17 protein-coding genes are annotated in these 22,543 nt (G+C 32.7%); 10 read left to right on the plus strand and 7 right to left on the minus strand.

What is annotated here, in order from left to right:
* Positions 1-55: 55 nt before the first annotated feature.
* From EV144_RS05960 to EV144_RS05975, 4 genes are all read left to right on the plus strand, one after another.
* On the plus strand, positions 56-781 hold the full coding sequence (locus EV144_RS05960) for a DUF4198 domain-containing protein (RefSeq protein ID WP_134147051.1): 726 nt from the start codon (positions 56-58) through the stop codon (positions 779-781).
* 344 nt (positions 782-1,125) lie between these two features.
* The gene (locus EV144_RS05965; RefSeq protein WP_134147053.1) at positions 1,126-3,348 is read left to right on the plus strand and encodes a TonB-dependent siderophore receptor; all 2,223 of its coding nucleotides are present in this window, start codon (positions 1,126-1,128) and stop codon (positions 3,346-3,348) included.
* Between the two features lie 184 nt (positions 3,349-3,532).
* Positions 3,533-4,855, plus strand: coding sequence for an APC family permease (locus EV144_RS05970; RefSeq protein WP_134147055.1), 1,323 nt, complete (start codon positions 3,533-3,535; stop codon positions 4,853-4,855).
* 59 nt (positions 4,856-4,914) lie between these two features.
* Positions 4,915-5,541: a hypothetical protein gene (locus EV144_RS05975; protein ID WP_134147057.1), complete on the plus strand. Its 627-nt coding sequence runs from the start codon at positions 4,915-4,917 to the stop codon at positions 5,539-5,541.
* 50 nt (positions 5,542-5,591) lie between these two features.
* Here EV144_RS05975 and EV144_RS05980 read toward each other — a convergent pair whose 3' ends face one another.
* On the minus strand, positions 5,592-8,225 hold the full coding sequence (locus tag EV144_RS05980; protein WP_134147058.1) for a valine--tRNA ligase: 2,634 nt from the start codon (positions 8,223-8,225) through the stop codon (positions 5,592-5,594).
* A gap of 256 nt (positions 8,226-8,481) precedes the next feature.
* On the opposite strand from EV144_RS05980, the gene EV144_RS05985 reads away from it, so the two are divergent.
* Positions 8,482-8,862 (plus strand): DUF1573 domain-containing protein, encoded by a 381-nt coding sequence (locus tag EV144_RS05985; RefSeq protein ID WP_134147060.1) that lies wholly within the window; start codon positions 8,482-8,484, stop codon positions 8,860-8,862.
* Positions 8,863-8,961: 99 nt separating this feature from the next.
* On the opposite strand, the gene EV144_RS05990 is transcribed toward EV144_RS05985, so the two are convergent.
* The 5 genes from EV144_RS05990 to EV144_RS06010 all read right to left on the minus strand — a co-directional run bounded on the left by EV144_RS05990 (position 8,962) and on the right by EV144_RS06010 (position 16,764).
* The gene (locus tag EV144_RS05990; RefSeq protein ID WP_134147062.1) at positions 8,962-9,441 is read right to left on the minus strand and encodes a hypothetical protein; all 480 of its coding nucleotides are present in this window, start codon (positions 9,439-9,441) and stop codon (positions 8,962-8,964) included.
* Positions 9,442-9,558: 117 nt separating this feature from the next.
* Positions 9,559-11,655, minus strand: a complete 2,097-nt coding sequence (locus tag EV144_RS05995) for an OmpA family protein (protein ID WP_134147064.1) — start codon at positions 11,653-11,655, stop codon at positions 9,559-9,561.
* 10 nt (positions 11,656-11,665) lie between these two features.
* Entirely contained in the window at positions 11,666-12,601 is a 936-nt protein-coding gene (locus EV144_RS06000) for a type IX secretion system membrane protein PorP/SprF (RefSeq protein WP_134147066.1), read from the minus strand.
* A gap of 30 nt (positions 12,602-12,631) precedes the next feature.
* Positions 12,632-15,277: a gliding motility-associated C-terminal domain-containing protein gene (locus EV144_RS06005; RefSeq protein ID WP_134147557.1), complete on the minus strand. Its 2,646-nt coding sequence runs from the start codon at positions 15,275-15,277 to the stop codon at positions 12,632-12,634.
* A 161-nt stretch (positions 15,278-15,438) separates the two neighbouring features.
* The gene (locus EV144_RS06010; protein WP_134147068.1) at positions 15,439-16,764 is read right to left on the minus strand and encodes a PDZ domain-containing protein; all 1,326 of its coding nucleotides are present in this window, start codon (positions 16,762-16,764) and stop codon (positions 15,439-15,441) included.
* A gap of 122 nt (positions 16,765-16,886) precedes the next feature.
* Here EV144_RS06010 and EV144_RS06015 point away from each other — a divergent pair, with 122 nt between their 5' ends.
* From EV144_RS06015 to lgt, 5 genes are all read left to right on the plus strand, one after another.
* Positions 16,887-18,083 carry a pyridoxal phosphate-dependent aminotransferase gene (locus EV144_RS06015; RefSeq protein WP_134147070.1) on the plus strand — a complete coding sequence of 399 codons (1,197 nt, stop codon included), beginning with the start codon at positions 16,887-16,889 and terminating at the stop codon, positions 18,081-18,083.
* A gap of 203 nt (positions 18,084-18,286) precedes the next feature.
* The gene (folE, locus tag EV144_RS06020) at positions 18,287-18,958 is read left to right on the plus strand and encodes a GTP cyclohydrolase I FolE (RefSeq protein WP_134147072.1); all 672 of its coding nucleotides are present in this window, start codon (positions 18,287-18,289) and stop codon (positions 18,956-18,958) included.
* 91 nt (positions 18,959-19,049) lie between these two features.
* Positions 19,050-20,528, plus strand: a complete 1,479-nt coding sequence (cysS, locus tag EV144_RS06025) for a cysteine--tRNA ligase (protein ID WP_134147074.1) — start codon at positions 19,050-19,052, stop codon at positions 20,526-20,528.
* Positions 20,529-20,549: 21 nt separating this feature from the next.
* Complete coding sequence (gene yidD / locus EV144_RS06030) at positions 20,550-20,789, plus strand: membrane protein insertion efficiency factor YidD (RefSeq protein ID WP_134147076.1); 240 nt, start codon at positions 20,550-20,552, stop codon at positions 20,787-20,789.
* 66 nt (positions 20,790-20,855) lie between these two features.
* Positions 20,856-21,788 (plus strand): prolipoprotein diacylglyceryl transferase, encoded by a 933-nt coding sequence (gene lgt, locus EV144_RS06035; RefSeq protein ID WP_134147078.1) that lies wholly within the window; start codon positions 20,856-20,858, stop codon positions 21,786-21,788.
* 58 nt (positions 21,789-21,846) lie between these two features.
* On the opposite strand, the gene EV144_RS06040 is transcribed toward lgt, so the two are convergent.
* Positions 21,847-22,461 carry an acyloxyacyl hydrolase gene (locus EV144_RS06040; protein ID WP_134147080.1) on the minus strand — a complete coding sequence of 205 codons (615 nt, stop codon included), beginning with the start codon at positions 22,459-22,461 and terminating at the stop codon, positions 21,847-21,849.
* Positions 22,462-22,543 lie beyond the last annotated feature (82 nt).

Here is a 22,543-nt window from a genome sequence, read left to right on the forward strand (position 1 = left end):
AAATAAGACTTATGTTTGTAGAAAATATCATTCCAACCATTTAAAACTTGATCTTATGAAATCAAACACTTTAAAAACAATAACATTTTTACTTTTAATGTTTGTTGCCGCACCTCAATTATTTGCTCACGCACTTTGGATCGAAACCAAAGCTACCGGAACAAAAGGAAAAGCTCAGGAAATTTCTATATACTTTGGAGAATTCTCTGAAAACGATATTACAAAAGCAGACAAATGGTTTTCTGATTTAAAAGATTTCTCTTTGGTTTTGGTTAGTCCATCAAAAAAAGAAACTAAACTTTCTACAAAAGCTTTAGATAATAAATACCAGGCTTTTTTTACTCCAGATGAAGATGGCGTTTACACAATCGTAATGCACCACACTGTTGGTGATGTTTACGGAACAATGAAACTAGATTACAACTCTAGCGCAACTGTAGTGGTTGGAAACAAAACAGCTGGAAATTATGCGACTGCAAACAACAATAAAGTGGTTGTGTTTTCTGAAAATGCTGATGTTGCTAAAAAGAACCAAAAAATTTCTGGATTTGCATTGTACGAAGGTGCTGCTGCAAAAGAGACAAAAATTAAAGTTATCGCTCCAAACGGATGGGAAAAAGAATTATGGACAAATGATAAAGGTGAATTTTCATTCACTCCTATCTGGTCTGGAAATTACATGGTTGAATATGCACAAACTGACAAAGCTGAAGGCGAGCATAACGGAAAAAAATATAATGAAATCTGGAAAATGGCTACTTACCAGATTGCAGTAAAATAATATTTTTTTGGATTTATATCTTTAAAAATTAATTTTCAATGGAAAGAAAACCTTGCTTTATCGGCAAGGTTTTTTTATGCCGTTTTATAATTTAGTTTTTAGTTGTTTCAGGTTTCAAGTTTAGTAAATAACCTCTTAATTTGTTATTTCGAGGAATAATAACAAAACCCTACTACACCTATATGCTAATAAGCAAATCAATTAAAAATTCCAAAATCTTAAGACAATCTTAAGACAAAACTAATAGAGTTTTAATGAAGAAAATACGTCTATAAATTTTGTTAAACCCTTTATGTGAATGTATATTTGCAAAAAATTATTTTTATTGAATCTAAATAAATACCATGAAATATACTTTACTAGTTACATTAGGATTAATAAGTTTTGCATCGTACAGCCAGCAATATTCAGGTAGTGAAACTACAGGAACTGTGAGCGATACTGTAAAAAACAAAAAAGGAGAATTACTTGATGAAGTTTTAATTACAAAAGGTAAAGAACCAAAACCTGTAACCGCAGTTCGTTCTGGTTTAAAACCAATGGATAACCCGCAAAGCATACAAGTTATCGGTTCTGAAGTAATTGAGCAGCAACAAGCAGTTCGTTTAAGTGAAGTAATAAAAAATGCAAATGGTGTTTATGTAGGTTCTGCTCGTGGCGGCGCTCAGGAATCATTTTTCTCAAGAGGATATGATATGTCTGCCAATAATATGTTTAAAAATGGTTTTCGTTACAATGCCGGTTCTATTCCAGACGTTTCTGGTTTAGAAAAAGTGGAGTTCCTAAAAGGAGGTTCTGCTTTATTATTCGGAAACGTAGCGCCAGGAGGTGTATTAAATCTGGTAACTAAAACACCATCATTTAAAAGTGGCGGCGAAGTTTCGATGCAATTCGGAAGTTATGCTTTCTACAAACCTTCATTCGATTTTTACGGACCACTTAATAAATCAATTGCTTTTAGAATTAACGGTTCTTACGAAAACTCTGAAAGCTTTAGAGATGTTGTAAAAAATGAGCGTGTATACGTTAATCCGTCTTTACTTTTTGCTGTTAGTTCAAAAACACAGATTACACTTCAGGGAGATTATTTAAGTGCAGACTGGACACCAGATTTTGGAACAGGAATCGTAGGAAAAAATATTCTGGACTTGCCTCGTGAAACTTTCTACGGATCGCTTTGGTCTAATGGTACTACAAAATCTGCCAGTGCTTCGGGATTATTAAATCATGATTTTAATAAAAACTGGAAACTTAACTTTAATAGTTCTTATCAAGCTTATAACAGACAATCAAAATCTACAGCTCAATTATCAACTGTAAAAGATAACGGAGACTGGACAAGACCTTTGGTACAAAACAAAAACTTAGAACAAATAGTTGGAGATCAATTAAGTTTACAAGGAAACTTTAATACAGGTTCTGTAAAACACCAAATCTTTACGGGTGCAGATTGGGAAAATTCATTTGCAACAGCTTATACTTTTGCTTTTAACCCAGCAAATTACGATACTATCAATCTTTATAATTTTGATCCGTCAACACAAAGAAATGATATTCCGAATGCAAGAGAAACTCAAATTGCAAAAACAGAAACCAATCGTTTTGGAGCTTATTTTCAGGACTTAATTTCTATTACAGAAAAAATCAAAGTATTAGCTGGCGTTCGTTGGTCTTGGCAGGAAGCAGAAGTTACTACGTACAAAGAAACGCTTGCAGGAACGGTTCAAACTGTAACTCCAGAAAATGCAGTACCTACAGTTGGTGCTAAAAAATTAGACAATGCTTTTTCTCCAAAATTTGGATTGATTTATCAGCCAAAAAAAGAAGTCTCTTTATTTGCCAGCTACTCTAGCTCATTTACGCCAAATACAGGAACAACTGCTGATTTAAAACCAATTGAACCTTCTATTATTGATCAATACGAAGCAGGTATCAAAACAGATTTCTTACAAGGAGTTTTGAGTACAAACGTTACAGTTTATCAAATTACAAATAGCAATTTAGCACAAACAGCTGAATTTAAAGCTGACGGAGTTACTCCAAATACCGATACTAACGTAAAAACTTTAAACGGAGAAACTAAAAGTAAAGGTGTTGAAGTTGATGTTACAGCAAGACCAGTTGAAGGTTTAAGCATTATTGCAGGTTACAGTTATAATGACATGCGTTACACTAAAACTTCTGGATTAAACGGAAGTACTATTGTAGGAGATCGTTTGGTAAGAACGCCTGCGAATACAGCTAATTTAAGTTTCTTTTACACTGTACAATCTGGATTATTAAAAGGAATTGCTGTTGGAGCAATCGGAAATTATATCGGAGACAGAACTGGAGGATGGAACAATCAATACGATGTTACTAAACCAGGAGGAATCTGGGACAGAGAAATTCCATTAAAAGGTTATACTACAATCGATGCATCAGCAGGATATACCTGGAAAAAGATTTCGATTTTATTTAAAGTATCCAACATTACAAACGAATTAAACTATACCGTTCACGAAAATTATAGTGTAAACCCGATCGCGCCTCGTCAGTTTATGACAAGCCTTCGTTACAAATTCTAAAAGATTGAATTAGATTTTATTTTTCCAAAGCTTTTTCTGCATTTTCATTTTTTGAGAAACAGAAAGAGTTTTGGTTTTTAAATATAAAACCTCATTTAGCCATAAATGAGGTTTTTGCTTTTAATAAAAGAAAGTGTTTTAATTCTTTTTACTTTTGGTGCACTAATAAATATAAAATTCAAACATGTCAGATTACACAAAAAACCAATTAAAAAAAAGTCTAGGATTAAGTTTTAATATCGCGGTATTAATTGGAGGAACAATTGGCGTTGGAATTTTACGAACTCCGGGGGCAATTGCCGGATTATTAGACAATTACTGGCTCATTATAGCTTCCTGGCTTTTTGGCGGTTTATTTGTTTTAATCGGCGCAAATTCTTATGCAGAATTGGCTACAATGCTCCCAAAAGCCGGAGGATCTTACAATTATATCAAAAGAGCATTTGGCGATTATGCCGGCTTTTTATCTGGCTGGTTTGATTATATTACCAATGCAATTCCGCCTGCTTTTTACTGCATCGTAATCAGCGAATACATTATTATCCTCTTTCCAAATCTGGCGAGTTTTTCTACTGTAATTGCAATTTCCTTATTACTTGCTTTTGTGCTCCTGCATTTAAGCGGGGTAAAAAACGGAAGCGCCTTTCAGCAGATTACCAGTTTCTTAAAAGTAATTTGTTTTGTTTGTTTGGTTGTGGCTTGTTTTATGTATTCTGGCGTAAAAGTGCCGGTTATTCAAAAAGACAATTCTTTCTTTCAGATTGGTTTATTGTTTGGATTTTTTAAATCGCTTCAATTAATAATCGGAACTTATAACGGCTGGAACAGCGTTTGCTTTTTTGCTGAAGAAAATGATGATCCGAGTAAAAATATTCCGAAATCATTATTCAGCGGTGTTTTACTGGTTGTTTCTATTTATGTTTTAGTCAATCTCGCATTCTTTCATGTACTTCCAATAAAAGAAATAGCCAAAACCAACCTTCCAGCTGCAGAAGTGGCAAAAGTTCTTTTTGGAGAAAATGGAGCTGTTATCGTTATTGTAATTTCTATTTTTTCATTAATAAGTATTCTAAATGCCTTTATGATGATTCCGCCAAGAATTTTATTCGGATTAAGTCGAGACGGCTTTTTTATCGAAAAAGGAACAAGCGTAAACAAAGGCGGAACACCAATTGTGGCGCTTTTGGTTTCATCCCTTTTTAGTTTATTATTAATCTGTTTTGTCGGTTCTTTCGAAGTCTTATTTTCCTTTGCAGCCTTTACCTCTGTTATCGTTTGGGGACTGGCTTATTTTTCTCTTTTAAGATTAAGAACTACAGAACCAGATTTACCAAGACCTTATCGTTCTAAATTCCATCCGTGGCTGACAATTTTGGCCATTTTGGTTTCAATCGCATTACTTCTTGGTTTTATTTACAGCGATCCAAAAGGGTTTGTAATTATTGTTTTAATTACTTTGGTTTCTTATCCTTTGTTTTTGGTTTTAAGAAAAAAGAAAATCAAATAATACCGATTATATAATGAATTTGAATATTTAATAAAAAACGATACTTTTGTATTTTATATATGAAATATGAACTACAACTTATCATTTCAGGAAAGAGCCAAGTTAAGCATGGAACAATTATCCAAGCAGCAACCAGTTACATTAGCCGAGGCCAAAGCTCAAGCGAAATGGCTCCAGACTTCAAGCACTTCAAAAAACAAGAAACAGAAATTCTAGAAAAATTTGTTTCAGAAAATAACCTTTGGATATTAAACATAGATATTAGTAGTTATGTTTCTGAAGGTGCGGAACAAAAAGTCTATTTAAAAGACGGAAAAAATGTACTTAAATTAAACGACTCTATATATTATACTTCTTGGGTTGATTATTTTAATAATTTATTATTAAACAATTATTTCTTTCCAGATACTGCCTACAATCTTTTAGGTTTTTATAAAGAGAAAGATATATTATATGCTGTTGTAGAGCAGCCTTTTGTAAAAGCAACACAAAAAACTGACCTCAGTTTAGTTAAAGAATTCTTATCTAATAATGGTTTCTTAAATACGAAGAATAATGATTATTTTAATCCTGAACTAGGAATTATTCTTGAAGACCTTCATGATGAAAATGTACTAACTGAAAATGGTATTCTTCAATTTATAGATACTGTATTTTATATTAAAAATACTTTTTATGAAAAATAAAACCCTACAGGTTCTAAACTGTAGGGTTTTAAAATATCTATTACTATATCTTATTTCAATCCAGCCAAACTCTGCTCGATTGTAGCAATTTTTGCTAAAGCATCGGCTTCTTTTTGTTTTTCGTTTGCCAAAACTTTTTCTGGTGCACCGGCAACAAATTTCTCGTTTGCCAACTTAGATTGTACCGATTTTAAGAAACCTTGTGTGTAAACTAATTCTGCATTTAATTTTGCAATTTCAGCTTCAACATCAATATTTCCGGTAATCGGAATAAAATACTCATTTGATTTTACACGGAAAGACAATGCGCCGTCTACTTTATCAGAAACGTATTCTAATGAAGTGATGTTTCCTAATTTGGTTACAACCGAATCAAAATAAGTTGAAGCTTTGTCGTTGTTCACTACTCTCAACTCAATTGTATCTTTAAACGGAATATTTTTGTCTTTACGAATTGTTCTAATTCCGGAAATCACTTCGATTGAATTTTCAAAATCAGCAATTAATTTTGCATCGAAAGATTTTAATTCCGGCCATGTTGAAACTATTAAAGCTTCTTCCGGCGTTCTATCATCGATTAAATGCCAAATTTCTTCCGTAAGGAAAGGCATAAACGGATGAAGCAATTTCAAGTTATTTTCTAACATTTCGATCGCTTTTGCGAAAGTTACGCTGTCAATTGGCTGTTGGTATGCTGGTTTGATCATTTCAAGGAACCAAGAACAGAAATCATCCCAAACCAATTTGTAAATTGCCATTAATGAATCTGAAATTCTGTATTTTTCGAAATTATCTTCGATATCAACCAAAGTCTGCTGCAACTTCGCTTCAAACCATTCGATTGCTACTTTTGAAGATTCTGGCTGCGGGATCGTTTCTGAAACTTCCCACCCTTTTATCAATTTAAAGGCGTTCCAAATTTTGTTTGAGAATGCTTTTCCTTGATTACAAAGTTCTTCATCAAACATAATATCGTTTCCTGCAGAAGCGCTTAAAAGCAATCCTACACGAACTCCATCTGCACCAAATGCATCGATCAAATCTAAAGGGTCAGGAGAATTTCCTAATGATTTAGACATTTTACGACGTTGTTTATCACGTACTAGACCAGTCAAATATACATTTGTAAATGGTTTTTCACCTGCATATTCGTAACCTGCAATAATCATTCTCGCAACCCAGAAAAATAAGATATCCGGACCTGTTACCAAGTCATTTGTTGGATAGTAATATTTAAAATCTGCACTTTCAGGGTCCATGATTCCACCAAAAACTGACATTGGCCAAAGCCAAGATGAAAACCAAGTATCTAAAGCATCAACATCTTGTTTTAAATCTTTTGTTTCAAGTTTAAGGTTTGAAGTTTTTTGTTGTGCTAATTTTAGCGCCTCTTCAATGTTTTCTGCTACAACAAAATCTTCTTTTCCGTCTCCGTAATAATAAGCAGGAATTTGTTGTCCCCACCATAACTGGCGAGAGATATTCCAATCACGAATATTGTTTAACCAATGCGCGTATGTATTTTCAAAACGTTTTGGGTGTAATTTAATATCACCATCTTCTAAAACAGATTTTATAGCTGGCTTAACTAAGTCTTCCATTTTCAAAAACCATTGATCTGATAATCTTGGTTCGATTACGGCTTTTGTTCTTTCAGAAGTTCCAACTTTATTTAAGTGGATTTCGGTTTTAGCCAAAGATCCATTTTCTTCTAATTCTTTTGCAATTTCGGTACGAACAACAAAACGGTCTTTTCCTTGATAATGTAATCCGAAGCTGTTTAAAGTTGCATCTTCATTAAAAATATCAATGATCTCTAAGTTATGTTTTTCACCTAAAGTCTTATCATTCATATCGTGTGCCGGTGTTACTTTCAAACATCCAGTTCCGAATTCTACATCAACATATTCATCTTCAATAATCGGGATTACTCTTCCGCAAATTGGAACGATGGCTTTTTTACCTTTTAAATGTGTAAAACGCTCATCGTTTGGATTGATGCAAATTGCAGTATCTCCAAAAATAGTTTCCGGACGTGTTGTAGCAATCGTCAAAAATTCCTCAGTTCCTTCGATTTTATATTTTAAGAAAAATAATTTTCCTTGTTGCTCTTCGTATATAACTTCTTCGTCAGAAAGAGTTGTTTTAGCTTCAGGATCCCAGTTTACCATTCTGTAACCTCTGTAGATTAATCCTTTGTTGTATAAGTCAACAAACGACCTAATTACAGATGCAGACATATCTGGATCCATAGTAAATTTGGTACGTTCCCAATCGCAGGAAGCACCTAATTTTTTAAGTTGTTCTAAGATTGTCCCACCGTATTTATCCGTCCATTCCCAAGCGTGTTTTAGGAATTCTTCGCGTGTTAAATCGTTTTTATTGATTCCTTCTGCTTTTAATTTCGCTACAACTTTTGCTTCTGTCGCAATAGAGGCGTGATCCGTTCCCGGAACCCAGCAAGCGTTGAAGCCTTTTAGACGTGCTCTACGAATTAAAACGTCCTGAATTGTATTGTTTAACATATGCCCCATGTGAAGGACACCAGTGACATTTGGCGGCGGAATTACAATTGTATAAGGTGTTCTATGATCTGGTTCTGAATGAAAATAATTGTTTTTCATCCAGTAATCATACCATTTATTCTCGATCGTTTTAGCGTCAAATTGTGCTGGAATTGTCATTTACTGTAGATATGTTTAATCGTTAATTTGTTTATTTGTTAATCGCGATTTCAGTTAATTGTTTATTTGTTTATAGTAATTCTAAAGAAAATTTATAATCAATTAAACAGTAACAAAATAACCACAAAAAACTTTGGTTTAATTTTTGTTATTGTTTACAAAAGTAAATAATTAAGTACACTATAAAAAGCGAATTAATAATTTGTGTGTTAATTAAAAGAATGTATATTTACTTACAACTTAAAAACAATTTCAAATGAAAAATGCAGCCTCTTTTATTGCAGTCTTATTGTTTAGTGCAATAGGTTTTGCTCAAAATGGCCCAAAAATTGAATTTGCAGCCCAAGACAACACAATTGATTATGGAAAAATTTCCAAAAGTGATAATGGAGTTCGCTCCTTTGAATTCACCAACACTGGAGACTCACCCTTATTAATTACTGGCGCGGAATCTACGGTTAGTTCTATAATTGTTACAAAACCTGCCGCAGCCGTTATGCCTGGTAAAAAAGGGAAAATCGATGTAAAATACAACATGGCTTCAGGACCAATTCGTAAAACAATTACTGTTGAAACTAATGCTGTTAACTATCCTGACGGAAGAGTTGCCTTAAAAATTAAAGGCGAAGTTTTATAAAAAAATTAAAATCTAAAAAATAGTAAAAGCCGTTTCTTTAAGCAGAAACGGCTTTTTTTATATTAAGTCCTTTTTTCCAAAACTTAAAAGGCTGCATAATTATTTAGATTCACAGTCAACCGTCGAAAATTTATATTTTACGTTATCGAAATCAATTGGTTTATCTTTAACTAAATAGGTTACGCCCATTGTTGTCTGCATTGTTCCGTTTCCTAAAATAAGCTGGCTTTCTCGTTTTAAAAATGCCATCGGATTTTTAAACTTTACACTTTTATTGGTTGCTTCTACAAAGGTGTAATCTGCAAATAATGTATCGCCATGAAATTCTCCGGTAATTTCGCCAATCTTTTGTGATGAAGTAACTTTCATTACCATGTTCCCTGTTAATTTTCCATTTTTTAAAGTATTCAATTTTAAATCAATGGTATCTTTTTCATAGATAGCTTTATAACATTGTGTACTCACCACTTTTTCAGCTTCGGCTTTGGCAGCGTCAGCTTGTTTTGTATTTTCATTTTTTTTACAGCTTTGTAAACTAATGCAGGCTAAAAGCAAACAAGATAAGGCTAGATTTCTCATAATTGATGTTTTAATTCGTTTGTTATTTTTATAAAATTAAAGAAAAAAGAAGGTAAAAAAAAGACTTCTAAATTAAATCTCAATTTAGAAGCCTTTTTTATTTTATTCAAAAGTGTTTTATAAATTCTTAATTACAAATTCACTTCTTCTGTTTAATTCATGCTCTTCTTCTGAGCAAGCATCATCGGTTTTACATTTTATAATTGGCACTGATTCTCCGTACCCTTTTGCTACAACTCTTTTGGCATCGATTCCAGATTCTAATATAAAATCTCTGGTTGAAGAAGCTCTTTTTTGAGACAGGTTTTCATTAAATTTTGCATCTCCCCTAGAATCGGTATGTGATCCTATTTCGATCACCATTTCTGGATATTTTTTCATCAAAGCCACTACTCTGCCCAAAACTACTTTAGATTCTTTACGGATGTACCACATATTGTAATCAAAATAAATAGGATCTGTTTTGATTATCAGACGGTCTTTATCTCTTACAACATCTTTTTCCTGTTTAAGGATTTGTTCTACTTTTTCTTTTTTCTTGATTTCAGCATTTACGATTTGATCTTTTTTAGCCTGAATTTCAGCTTCTTTTAATGCTATAGCATCCAAAGCTTCTTTCTTCTTTTTCTCTTCTGTCAAACGCTGTTCTTCTAATTTTATAGATTCTAAAGATCTAAGTGCCAAAGAACCATCATTTGTTTCGTATCTTATTTTTCCAGAAGTTATTGATTTTGATTCGTTGGTATATTTTTCTTTAAAAGCTACGATTATATATGAGCTTTCGCAGGCAACTGTAAAACTAAATTTTCCATCGGCAAGAGTCGCAACTGTTTCTAATGTCTTTTTATTCCCATCCTGAAGTATTACAGTAGCATTTTCTAAAACTAAATGTGTATCAAAATCTGTAATGGCTCCAGCAATATATTGTTTACAATCTTCAACAATTAAATCTTTCGTTTCTTTAAATTGATAGATATCATCTTTCCCTTTTCCGCCATCTCTGTTGGATGCAAAATATCCTTCTTTTGTATCAGAATCAATATTGAATGCAAAATCATCTAAATTTGAGTTTAACGGAAGACCAATATTTACTGCTTTAGAATATTCTGAACCGTTAATTTCTGAAACAAAAACATCCAGAGAGCCATATCCTAAATGTCCGTCTGATGAAAAATAAAGTTTATTATCTGCAGATGCAAAAGGAAACTGTTCTCTTTTATTGGTATTTACATTTGGACCCAAATTTTTTGGCGTATCAAATGCTCCTTTATTAACATTGACCGAAAAAATATCAAAAGAACCTAGAGTTCCCGGCATATCAGAAGCAAAATACAGTACTCTTTCGTCTGCGCTTAAAGCTGGATGTTCTACAGAATAATTTGGGCTGTTAAACGGAAGTGACGTAACATTTGTCCATTTTCCATTTACTAATTCGGCTTTAAAAATTTGAAGATTCGAAACTTTTTGATCGTTTCTTTTCTTCGTTCCATTTTTAGAATTATTTCTTGTAAAATAAATCGTTTTACCATCTTTTGTAAAAATGGCATTTGATTCGTGCATTCCTGTTTTTAATTCATCAGCAAAATAATGAACAATTGCATCTCCGGAATTTATGTCTTTTAAAGGAATAGTAACTATGTTTAAATATGTTTCATTGTCCCATTTATACTTTTTATCAAGAAAGTTTGGCTTTAACTTTACTCCTGCAAAAACCAAATTATCTTTATATTTTACTGCTCCAAACTCAGAATTTGGGGTATTTATGGCTAAATTTTTAATATCAAAACGTTTCCCGATTGCTGAAACATTTTCTAAAATTTTAATATCATTTTCGAAATTAGCAACATCTTCACTATTGCCAGATTTAGAATAATATTCTTTTAAAGCAGCGTTTGCATCTTCTACACTTCCCGTTGCTTTTAAGGTCTGAGCATATCTAAAATAAATTTCCCTGTCTAAATCTTTATTATAATTTTGAATCAAGAGTCTGTAGTAGCGCTGTGCTTTTACCAGATTATTGGTGTAGTAATAAGAATCTGCAAGATTTTTGATCACTTCTTGTGATGGTTTTTCTTCGGCTAGTTTTTCGTATAATGTAATGGCTTCGCTGTAATACGTCTTATCAAAGAACCTTTTAGCTCTGACCAAATCTTTATCTTGGGCGTTTATAAACTGTATTGAAAATACGAATATAATAACGAGTAGTTTTTTCATATTTTTCATTTTAAAAGAATCTTGGAGATTTATCAAAACCTTTACCTAATAAATCTAAATCAAAAAGCAGCATAATTTCGTGTGTTCCAGAATTAAACTGTCCTAAATTTGAAAGCGTATAATCGTAAGCATAACCTACTCTAAGTGTAGGTGTAACATTGATATTAAATAATGCACTCATTGAATCATCTACTCTGTATGCTGCACCAATTTCAAATTTTTCGTTGTATAAAACATTTGCTGTCAGGTCTACAGAAACTGGAGCACCTTTTACAAATTTTGCCATTACGGCTGGCTTCAGTTTCCACATATTATTAAGCTGAAAAACATATCCTGCAGTTGCGAAAGTGTGTATTTCTTCAGATCCGAATGCATTTACTCCAGAATTCTCTTCAATATGTTTTGATTTTAATAAGTTTGGAGCCGAAATTCCAACATATAAATTATCTCTAAAATAATACGCACCAATTCCGATATTAGGTTTTGTAACATTAATATCCTGAGCAAAAGCGGCATCTGTAGCAGGATCACCACTTTGTAAAACGAACCCGTTAAAATTGGTCTGCATAGATGAAAATCCAGCTTTTAACCCTAATGAAAGTCTATTTTGGCCTCCTAATTTTAATACGTAAGCAAAATCTGCATAGAAGTTATTCTCTTTTTTAGCGCCGTCTCCAATATCATCCGACTGCAGCGATAAGCCGACTTCGACTTTATCGGTTATAGCACTGTGTCCAAAAAATGAATAAGTCTTTGGCGCTCCAACGGCTCCAACCCACTGCGTTCTATACAGTCCACCAAAATTCATCATTGCAGGAACTCCGGTAGCATATGCAGGATTTACAATACTCATATTATACATATAATGTGTGTACTCAGGATCTTGCTGCGCTGCGGCGGGAAGTATATAAAAGAGAAAAGTTATAAAAAATATTATTTTTTTCATTTGAAAAATATATTAGAATGAGGTAAAAGATTATCGATTTAAATAAATACGTCCTTGTTTAGGAGGCTTATTGTCTTTATTAAAATTGATAATATAAAAATAGACTCCGTTTGGAGCTATTCCATGGCTAATACCTTCCGTTTCATAATTTAATCCGTCCCATCCTGGTTTATTTTTATGTCCTTTATACATTCCGTTTCCATATCTATTAAAGATTTCGATTGTATAATCCGGGTATAAAAAGTCAATATTTGGAATTATATAAACATCATTTACCCCATCTCCGTTTGGAGAAAATCCATCTGGAATAAAGAACGGATATTCTGGAGAATTACAATCTGTGAGCGAAATTGTTACTGGAAGTGCTTCAAAAGAAATACAATTTGTAGTTGTTGAAATATCAAATCCATAATAGGTTGCTTTATCAATCAAAGGAGTTGATGATGCCAATAAAGTTCCATTATTTTGAGCATTATACCAAACTACAGTAGATGGTGAATTTGTTTTATTAGACAAATCTAAAATCGTTGGATTGTCTGATCCACAGAACTTTTCTCCATCTATATTTAATTCCGGAGCATCTGTATCATTTGTAACAACCGAAACCATAGATGGTTCTGATGGACAACCTAGTGTAGTCACTCTTACATAATAATTCTCTGCTTGTAATGCTTGTGTATCCGCAAGTGGCGTCGTTGACGTTGCCGATGCATACCATTTATATTGAGCTCCATGTGGCTGTAGGTTTGCAATTGTTGCATTATCTACTTTACAAAACGGTTGTGGACTTACAACTGTTGGAGCAGCAGGAATAGGATATAATGTAAATGGTGTAAATATACCGGTTACACCAATAGCACAGGTCGTGGTATTGTTTTTTAAATTGGTAACAGTAATTGTGGTAGATCCGCTGTTTATGAGTAATTCTGTAGGGAGTTGAAAAGTAGCATTTCCATTTGTTACAGGAGATAAAACAACGGTTTGTGCAACTGCAGTATTACTTCCTGAAAGAATATATGATAAGGTAACATCTGTTAAAGTTCCCAACCCTGAAACTGCTGCCGAAACAGGAGACCCCAGACAAACATTAGAGATTTGCAATCTTAAACCAACTGCGCTAGGCAAAGGATCTATTAAAATTTCTCCGGATAAATTCGCAGCATTTACACAACCTGGTCCACCAACTTGTGTAATCGCTGTAATATTAATAGTTGAAGTTCCACTTTTTGAATTTAATATTCCCGGAACTACAAAATCATTTATTACACCTCCTATAGCTGTTACTCTGGCTATTTGAGAATTAGCGATATTCGCCCCTCTAACATTATAAATAATATCATAAGTACCATCAACAAGTTTGGCAGCATTTGTAATTTTAAGTGTTGCATCTTCATTCTGACAAGTTCTACCTGGTGTAATAACAGCACCTGATAAATCTGGAAGTGGAAATACATTTAAATTATCAGATAGATTATTGATAATATTTTGACAGGCTCTTTGACTATCGGATTTATAAATATTTAAAATCGTTACCGTAAAGACTCCTACTCGTTGAAAATATTCTGACTTAATAGGAAACCTAAGTACCCCATTTACAAAAGTAGCATCTATTATTTCTGTTGCTGCACGAGGTCCATTAACTCTAAAAGTTACTCGATAGTCCCCATCTGGTATAAGAGTTGGACCTCTGGTAATTGTTGCTGAATAATTTGCTGTTGCAATTTCTGTCTCGCATATATCTGACGTAACCTCAAGTCTACTTCCTGTAAAATCAAGTTTTTCTTCAATGCCTATTCTAAAACTTGTAACAGCAATAGGACAAATAGGATTTGTTGAAGGAACTCTATAGCTAAACACATAACTTCCAGTTCCCAATGTATTGTATATTTTTTCTAAGTTCACAAAATGATCTCCTTCATATGTTAGCTCTCCTGTACCAGAAAGCTCAACCCATGTTCCGCCAGAATCTTGTCCGGAAATCGAATTAAATAAATCATAATTTTTATAGTCCGACAGCCCATCACTGGCGCATACCTCAAATGGTTTGGCAACTCCTGATTCGGGAGCTCTAAAAACTGTAACTATTGCAGTTGATGACATAGCAGGGCAAGAGCCTATTGCTCGCATTGTATAAGTAAATTGAAAAGTTCCTTCTAAATTCTTAACATAAAGATTAGAACCTACATTACGATTGAGAATATCATCATGCCATTGTCCATTGGATTGTGGGCTTACAGCAACTCCATTAAAAGCCTGAAAAAGACTAAAATTTTCAACAGCACTACAGACAGATACATTAGGAGAAGTAACTCCTGAATATCCTCCAATAATAACCGTTACTGTAGATTCATTGTCTGTACATCCAGGAATTCCGGCAACGGTATAAGTATAGTTATAAGTACCACTTGCATGAATTAATTGGGCATTTAAAATTCCTGTCGCTGCATCCAAACCTCCGGATTTAAAATCATCTGTCCAAACACCGCCGGCAACTGGTGTTCCGCCTAACAAATTAAATAAATTAATCGTTCTACTGCTTGCTGCAGGAATATCACAAACATCAAAAGGAGTAAAATTATCATTACCTGCACACTGTGCATAAATATTGGATGAAGCAAAAGAGAAAAAAACAAAAAACAAAATTATTCGTAAGAAATTATTGTATTTTTTGACCATAAACTGTAATTTTTCTATAAACATACTAAAATATTAGCGCTATATAAGCAAAAATATGATTTTAACAGTTATTTTTTCACAAATTTCAATCAAATTCTAAAAACAATAATCAAATTCCTCATTTAAATGCAAAAAAAATTAATTATTTCAAATATTCATTTTTAAAGTTCATCTTGTAGTTTAAATCTGAATTTTAGAACCACACTATTTCGTTCTACTTCTAAATTTATCCAAACATCTTCTTCAGATTTTAAAAGATGATTTATTTGTTCTAAGGAATATTTATAAGGTGTTACATTATTAATACTTACAATAATATCTCCTTTCAGCAATCCGCATTTTTCTGCTGCCGAGTTTTTACGAATATTTACAATTTCGTAAATCGGCTTCAACATAAATTTATACTTAAAATCATTACTATTTTTATCATTATAGCCCGCTTCACGCATAGATGTAGCTACCTGTACAGTTTCTAAATGAACGGTTTCCTGAACCCATTGCAATCCATTATGCTGAATAGTTATACCACTTTTATTATAAGTAAAAGGCTCATAGTATTTATTGTTTTTTTTGAGATATAATTTTTGATCTGCATAGTCAAAAATTAAAGTAAAACGTTTTAAAACCTCTCCCCCTACAGATCCTATACGCCCGGGAACCATTTTCACATTTCGCACTGATGCTGAATCAGGAAAAGAAACAATTGGTTTTTTAAAGTCAAATTGATCAATCGAAAACTTATCTATTTTAGCACGATGTCCTTCAATATCACCACTGAATCCTTTTCCTAAAAAATCTGCGAAATTTTTTGCCGGCAATTTAATTTTATCGTTCTTAAAAATCCAAAAAGCATCACTGTTACCAATGTCTATTAGTAATTTTGCAGGCATACTTACAGTATCAACAATGGCAGTTGTACTAATATAAGGTTTTGATCTTTCTATTGTTATTGGAACTGATTTAAATTTCGTATCTATCTTTTTTCTGATATTTTCATTGTTAGAATGTACAATAACTTTCTTTTTTTGATAATTTATTTCGACTAAATTATTTTTAAAAAACTTATAGCCAATAATCCCATTTACTGGAATTCCAATCTGAGAAGACAAATTAAAACTCTGATCTAAAATAATATAAACCAAATGATTATTTGATTTAAGACCATGAGTTTCTAAAATATTGTTAGTCGATTTTAATCCTTCTACCTCTTCTTCACTGCCCAAACCTCTGAGTTTTATTTTTACCACATTATTAAAACTAACTTCTTGTTTTTCTTCCATACTAAACAAAATAGTTTCTTCAACACCAGAATCTAAGAGAAAATTTAATTCAATTCCGTTTACTTTTATTGGAATAAAAATAAGGTTATTGATCATTTTAAATGGTATAACAACCTTATTACTCTTATTTGCAATCAAAAAATCACCTTGTGCAGTAAGAGTAAAAGATAGGAATAACCCAAAAAACAATATGATATATTTTTTCATTGACAATATTTTAATATAAAATTAGTAAATATATTTATAATTGTTAGATTTTTGTAAGTACCCGTATTGTTTACGTTAAATTCGAAAAAAAAATGCAAATTTGCACTTCAATAATAAAGCTCATGCCAACAATTTCACAAAAAGGCAGAAACATGCCCGAATCACCGATACGTAAACTTGCTCCTTATGCAGATAATGCAAAGAAAAAAGGACTTAAAGTGTATCATTTAAACATTGGTCAACCGGATATCAAGACACCCGAAGTGGCCATCGAGGCGGTAAAAAACATTGAGCTGAATATTATAGAGTACAGTCCATCTGCTGGATATGAAAGTTATAGAAAAAAATTAGCGCAGTTTTACCAACGTCAAAATGTAAATGTCAACCCCGAAGATATCATTGTCACTACTGGTGGCTCTGAAGCCTTATTGTTTGCATTGGCCACAATTACAGATCCAGGAGATGAAATCATTATTCCGGAACCTTTTTATGCCAATTATCATGCATTTGCATCATCTACAAGTGCCACTGTAATTCCTGTCATTTCTACAATTGACAGCGGATTTGCTTTACCAAGTATTGAAGATGTTGAAAAATTAATTACACCAAAAACAAAAGCCATATTAATTTGTAATCCTGGAAATCCAACAGGATATTTATATTCAGAAGCTGAGATCAAACAATTAGCAAGTTTGATTAAAAAACATGATTTGTATCTAATTGCAGACGAGGTTTATCGTGAGTTTTTGTATGATGGAGACGATGTTCATTATTCTGTAATGAATCTGGAAGATGTACAGCAAAATGTAATCATGGTAGATTCTGTTTCTAAACGATACAGCATGTGTGGCGCAAGAATTGGTTGTTTAGTTACTAAAAACAAAGCCGTTCTTTCTACGGTAATGAAATTTGCCCAAGCACGTTTGAGTCCGCCAACAATCGAACAAATTGCCTGCGAAGCTGCTATTGATACACCTCAAAGTTATTTTGACGAGGTCATTGCAGAATACAAAAGCCGACGCGATACTTTAATTAATGAATTAAATAAAATCGAAGGCGTTATTGTAACAAAACCAAAAGGAGCTTTTTACTGCATAGCACAATTGCCGATCAAAGATTCTGATGATTTTGCGCAATGGCTTTTAGAAAGCTACAATCTTAATGGTGAAACTGTAATGATTGCTCCCGCTAAAGGTTTTTATTCGACTCCGGGAATGGGATTAAACCAGGTTAGAATCGCCTATGTTTTAAATCAAAAAGATTTAATTACTGCTGTAAACATTCTTAAAGAAGCTCTTTTAGTTTACAACAGTAAATAATAAATAACAAAATACCAAATTGTAAAAGGCAATAACTCATTGAAGTTATTGCCTTTTGTTTTAAAAAAAACACCTAATTAGTTCTATTTTAAATTATATCCAAAAAGTAACCACTAAATAGTAAAAACGATAGAAATGTTTTCCTTTTTATTAATTATCTTTACCTCCTTAAAAAGATATACCCATTATAATTGTAGTTTTTAATGATAAATAACGAAGATTTTTTAGACGAAATAGGAGACAATCACTTTAGCAGCAATGCACAAAACCCTTTAAGAAAGGATGCTTTTGATCTAAGTGATGAAGAAAAAATAGAAAAAATAAAAAAAGATGTCGAAAACATTCTACAAACTCTTGGAATGGATTTGACAGATGACAGTATAAAAGGAACTCCAAACAGAGTTGCTAAAATGTTTGTAAAAGAAATTTTTGGCGGTCTTAATCCTGCAAAACAACCAAAAGCTTCTACTTTTGACAATAATTACAAGTACGGTGAAATGTTGGTTGAAAAAAACATTACCGTATATTCTACTTGCGAACACCATCTTTTGCCAATTATAGGGCGTGCTCACGTGGCTTATATTTCAAGCGGACGCGTTATCGGTCTTTCTAAAATGAACCGTATTGTTGAGTATTATGCAAAAAGACCTCAGGTTCAGGAACGTTTGACAATGCAGATTGTTCAGGAACTTCAAAAAGCTTTAGGTACTGAAGATGTTGCCTGCGTTATCGATGCAAAACACCTTTGTGTAAACTCAAGAGGAATTAAAGACATTGAAAGCAGTACAGTAACGTCTGAATTTGGTGGTAAGTTTAAAGATCCTCAAACCAAAAGAGAATTTCTTGATTACATTAAATTAGAAACACAATTTTAATTTAAATAGATTTCGAAAATAAATCTCGAAAAATACTATCTTTCAAATAACAAATCGATTAATCATAATTAAGATTAAACAATAACATATCATGCCATTATATACAACGCAGTCTCTAAAAATATACAATTCACTTTCGGGTGAAAAAGAAAATTTCAAACCAATCCATGAAGGAAATGTTGGAATGTATGTTTGTGGACCTACAGTTTATAGTAATGTACATTTAGGAAATGTTAGGACTTTTATGTCTTTTGATGTTATTTTTAGGTATTTCCTGCATTTAGATTATAAAGTACGCTACGTTAGAAATATTACTGATGTTGGACATATTGTGGATGATGTTGATGAAGGAGAAGATAAAATCGCTAAAAAAGCACGTTTAGAGCAATTAGAACCTATGGAGGTTGTACAGCGCTATACGGTAGACTTTCATGATATTTTAAAGTCTTTCAACTTTTTACCACCAAGTATTGAGCCAACTGCAACAGGGCATATTATTGAACAAATCGAAATCATCAAAAAAATTATCGATACCGGAATTGGTTATGAAGCCAACGGATCTGTTTATTTTGATGTGGTTAAATATAACGAAACCAATAATTACGGCGTTTTAAGCGGCAGAAATATCGAAGATATGCTTGCTAATACACGTGATCTTGATGGACAATCAGATAAAAGGAATCCACAGGATTTTGCACTTTGGAAAAAAGCAGAACCAGAACACATTATGAGATGGCCGTCTCCTTGGAGCGATGGTTTTCCAGGCTGGCATCTTGAATGTACTGCAATGAGTACCAAATATCTTGGAAATCATTTTGACATTCACGGAGGTGGAATGGATTTAAAATTCCCACACCACGAATGCGAAATTGCACAAAACGAAGCGTGCACAGGTCAATCGCCGGTAAATTACTGGATGCATGCTAATATGCTTACTTTAAACGGTAAGAAAATGGCAAAATCAACTGGAAATAATATTTTACCAGGCGAAATTTTAAGTGGAGACAACAACATCTTAAGTAAAGCTTTTTCTGCTTCTGTAACTCGTTTCTTTATGTTACAGGCACATTACAGAAGTATTTTAGATTTTTCTGATGATGCCATTGTTGCTGCAGAAAAAGGATATAAAAGATTGATGGAAGCTGTTGATGCTTTACCAAATATTACAGCCGGCGCTTCTAGTTCGATTGATTTTTCTTCTTGGAAACAATTGTGCTACGATGCCATGAACGACGATTTTAATACACCCATTTTAATCGCTCAATTGTTTGAAGCTGTTCGTTACATCAATTTATTAAAAGAAGGAAAAGAAACTATTTCTACAGAAGACCTAAATACTTTTACAACAGCAATTAATGCATTTGTATTTGATGTTTTAGGTTTGAGCGACGAGAAAGCAGCAGACAGCAATAATGATAAATTAGAAGGTGTCGTAAATATGCTTATCGGAATGAGAAATCAAGCGCGTGCAGATAAAAACTTTGCACTTTCTGACCAAATTCGTGATCAATTGATTGCTTTAGGCATTCAGTTGAAAGACGGAAAAGAAGGAACCAGTTTTTCGATATAAATTTTCAATTTCTAATAAACCATGAAACTCACAACTCCATTTGTTTTATTAGTCAGGTTTTATCAAACAGCCATTTCGCCATTCACACCAGCGTCATGCAGATTTGAACCAACGTGTTCAAGTTATATGATTGAAGCCTTGCAGATTCATGGATTGTTTTATGGAGGATACTTAGGATTGAAACGCATTTTAAGTTGTCATCCTTGGGGAAAAACAGGATACGATCCCGTTCCAGAGAAGAAATGTTCACACAAACATTAACTTATTATAAAGACGAACTCTACTTTAAATATTTATTTTTACAATACACATAAAATACAAAAACATATGACACACGCCTTAAATATCATTTGGAATCCTTCAGAAGGAATTAATTTAGGATTTTTCATGATTCGTTATTACAGCTTAATGTTCGTAATTGCTTTCGGTTTAGGATGGTACATTATGAAAAAGATTTTCGAACGCGAAAATGAATCTATTGATAAACTAGATTCTTTATTTGTTTGGACTGTTTTAGCAACTTTGGCGGGCGCTCGTTTAGGACACGTTTTCTTTTATGATTGGGAATATTTTAGAAATCATTTACTTGAAATCATTCTGCCTGTTAAATTTGAACCAAAATTTGAGTTTACAGGATATCAAGGATTAGCAAGTCATGGTGCTGCAATTGCCATTATTATTGCGATGTATTATTACAGCAAAATGATTTTAAAACGTCCATTATTATGGATTTTAGATCGTGTAGTTATTCCTGTTGCAAGTGGCGCTATTTTTGTTCGTTTAGGAAATTTTTTCAATTCTGAAATTATCGGACACGAAACAGCTTCTCCATTCGGGATTCGTTTTTTACACGATCAATTTAGTAAAGCTGAAGCCGTAAATGCTACACAAATTCCCAATCCAAAAGACGCATATACTGCAATTGCAACCGATCCAAAATTTGCAGATTTGTTAGCTCAGGTTCCCGCAAAACATCCAACACAACTATACGAAGCATTCTGTTATATTTTTGTATTTGCGATCTTATTTTTCTTGTATTGGAAAACAAATGCAAGACTTAAAACAGGATATTTATTCGGATTGTTTTTAGTTCTTTTGTTTGTAGTACGTTTTATTGTAGAATTTGTAAAAGAAAGCCAAGGTGGATTTGAAAATGAATTAGGCATATTTTCAACAGGACAATGGCTAAGTATTCCATTTATAATTATTGGACTTTTCTTTGTCATTAGAGCTCAAAGAAATCCTTTAGCAACTTCTTAGTTAAGAAAAAGACTAAATATACAAACGCCCAATATTTTAAAAATATTGGGCGTTTTCTTTATAAGAAATACGAAACTCCAAATTCAATATTTTTAGTATTATAACCAGCATTTGTACTGGTAAATCCTGCATTTGAAACATGCCTAAAACTTGGACGCACATCAAATTGTATTCTTTCTATTTTAAAAGAAAGACCTAAAGCCAGAACATCCGCAAAAGCAAAACCATCAGACATTCTTTCTGTTTCTGTATCTGTAATCATTGGCCCGACACTTCCTAATACATATAAAGAAAAACTTTCATTTATCGGTTTTCTGATTAAAAATCCAAGATTAAGCACATATTCATGAATATCTTTTAATTGTGTATATAAAGCCCTCTTTTCAATAAAATTCGGGGTATCTGGTTTAACAAAATAAAGGTTTAGCAATTGATGTTTGGCGAAATTAATTTCTGGTTGTACCAAAATTTCAAATTGAAAATGTTTGGTTTCTTTTAATTTATAATAAAATTGAGCTTTATAAAAATGATTCACAAAAGTGTAATCTTTATTATTGAACTCACTTCCAAATCCGGAATTAAATCCAACGGCAAAATTACGTTCTTTTACTTGTCCATTCATCTGGAATGTTACTAGGAGAAATAATAAACTTAATTTTAGAATTCTAATCATACATCTGTTTTAGAGCATTAAATATAGCACAAAAAAAAGATCCAGTTTTCACTGGATCTTTCTATTATATAAACTAAGGTTT

This window comes from Flavobacterium sp. 270, assembly GCF_004368785.1.
Taxonomy (GTDB): domain Bacteria; phylum Bacteroidota; class Bacteroidia; order Flavobacteriales; family Flavobacteriaceae; genus Flavobacterium.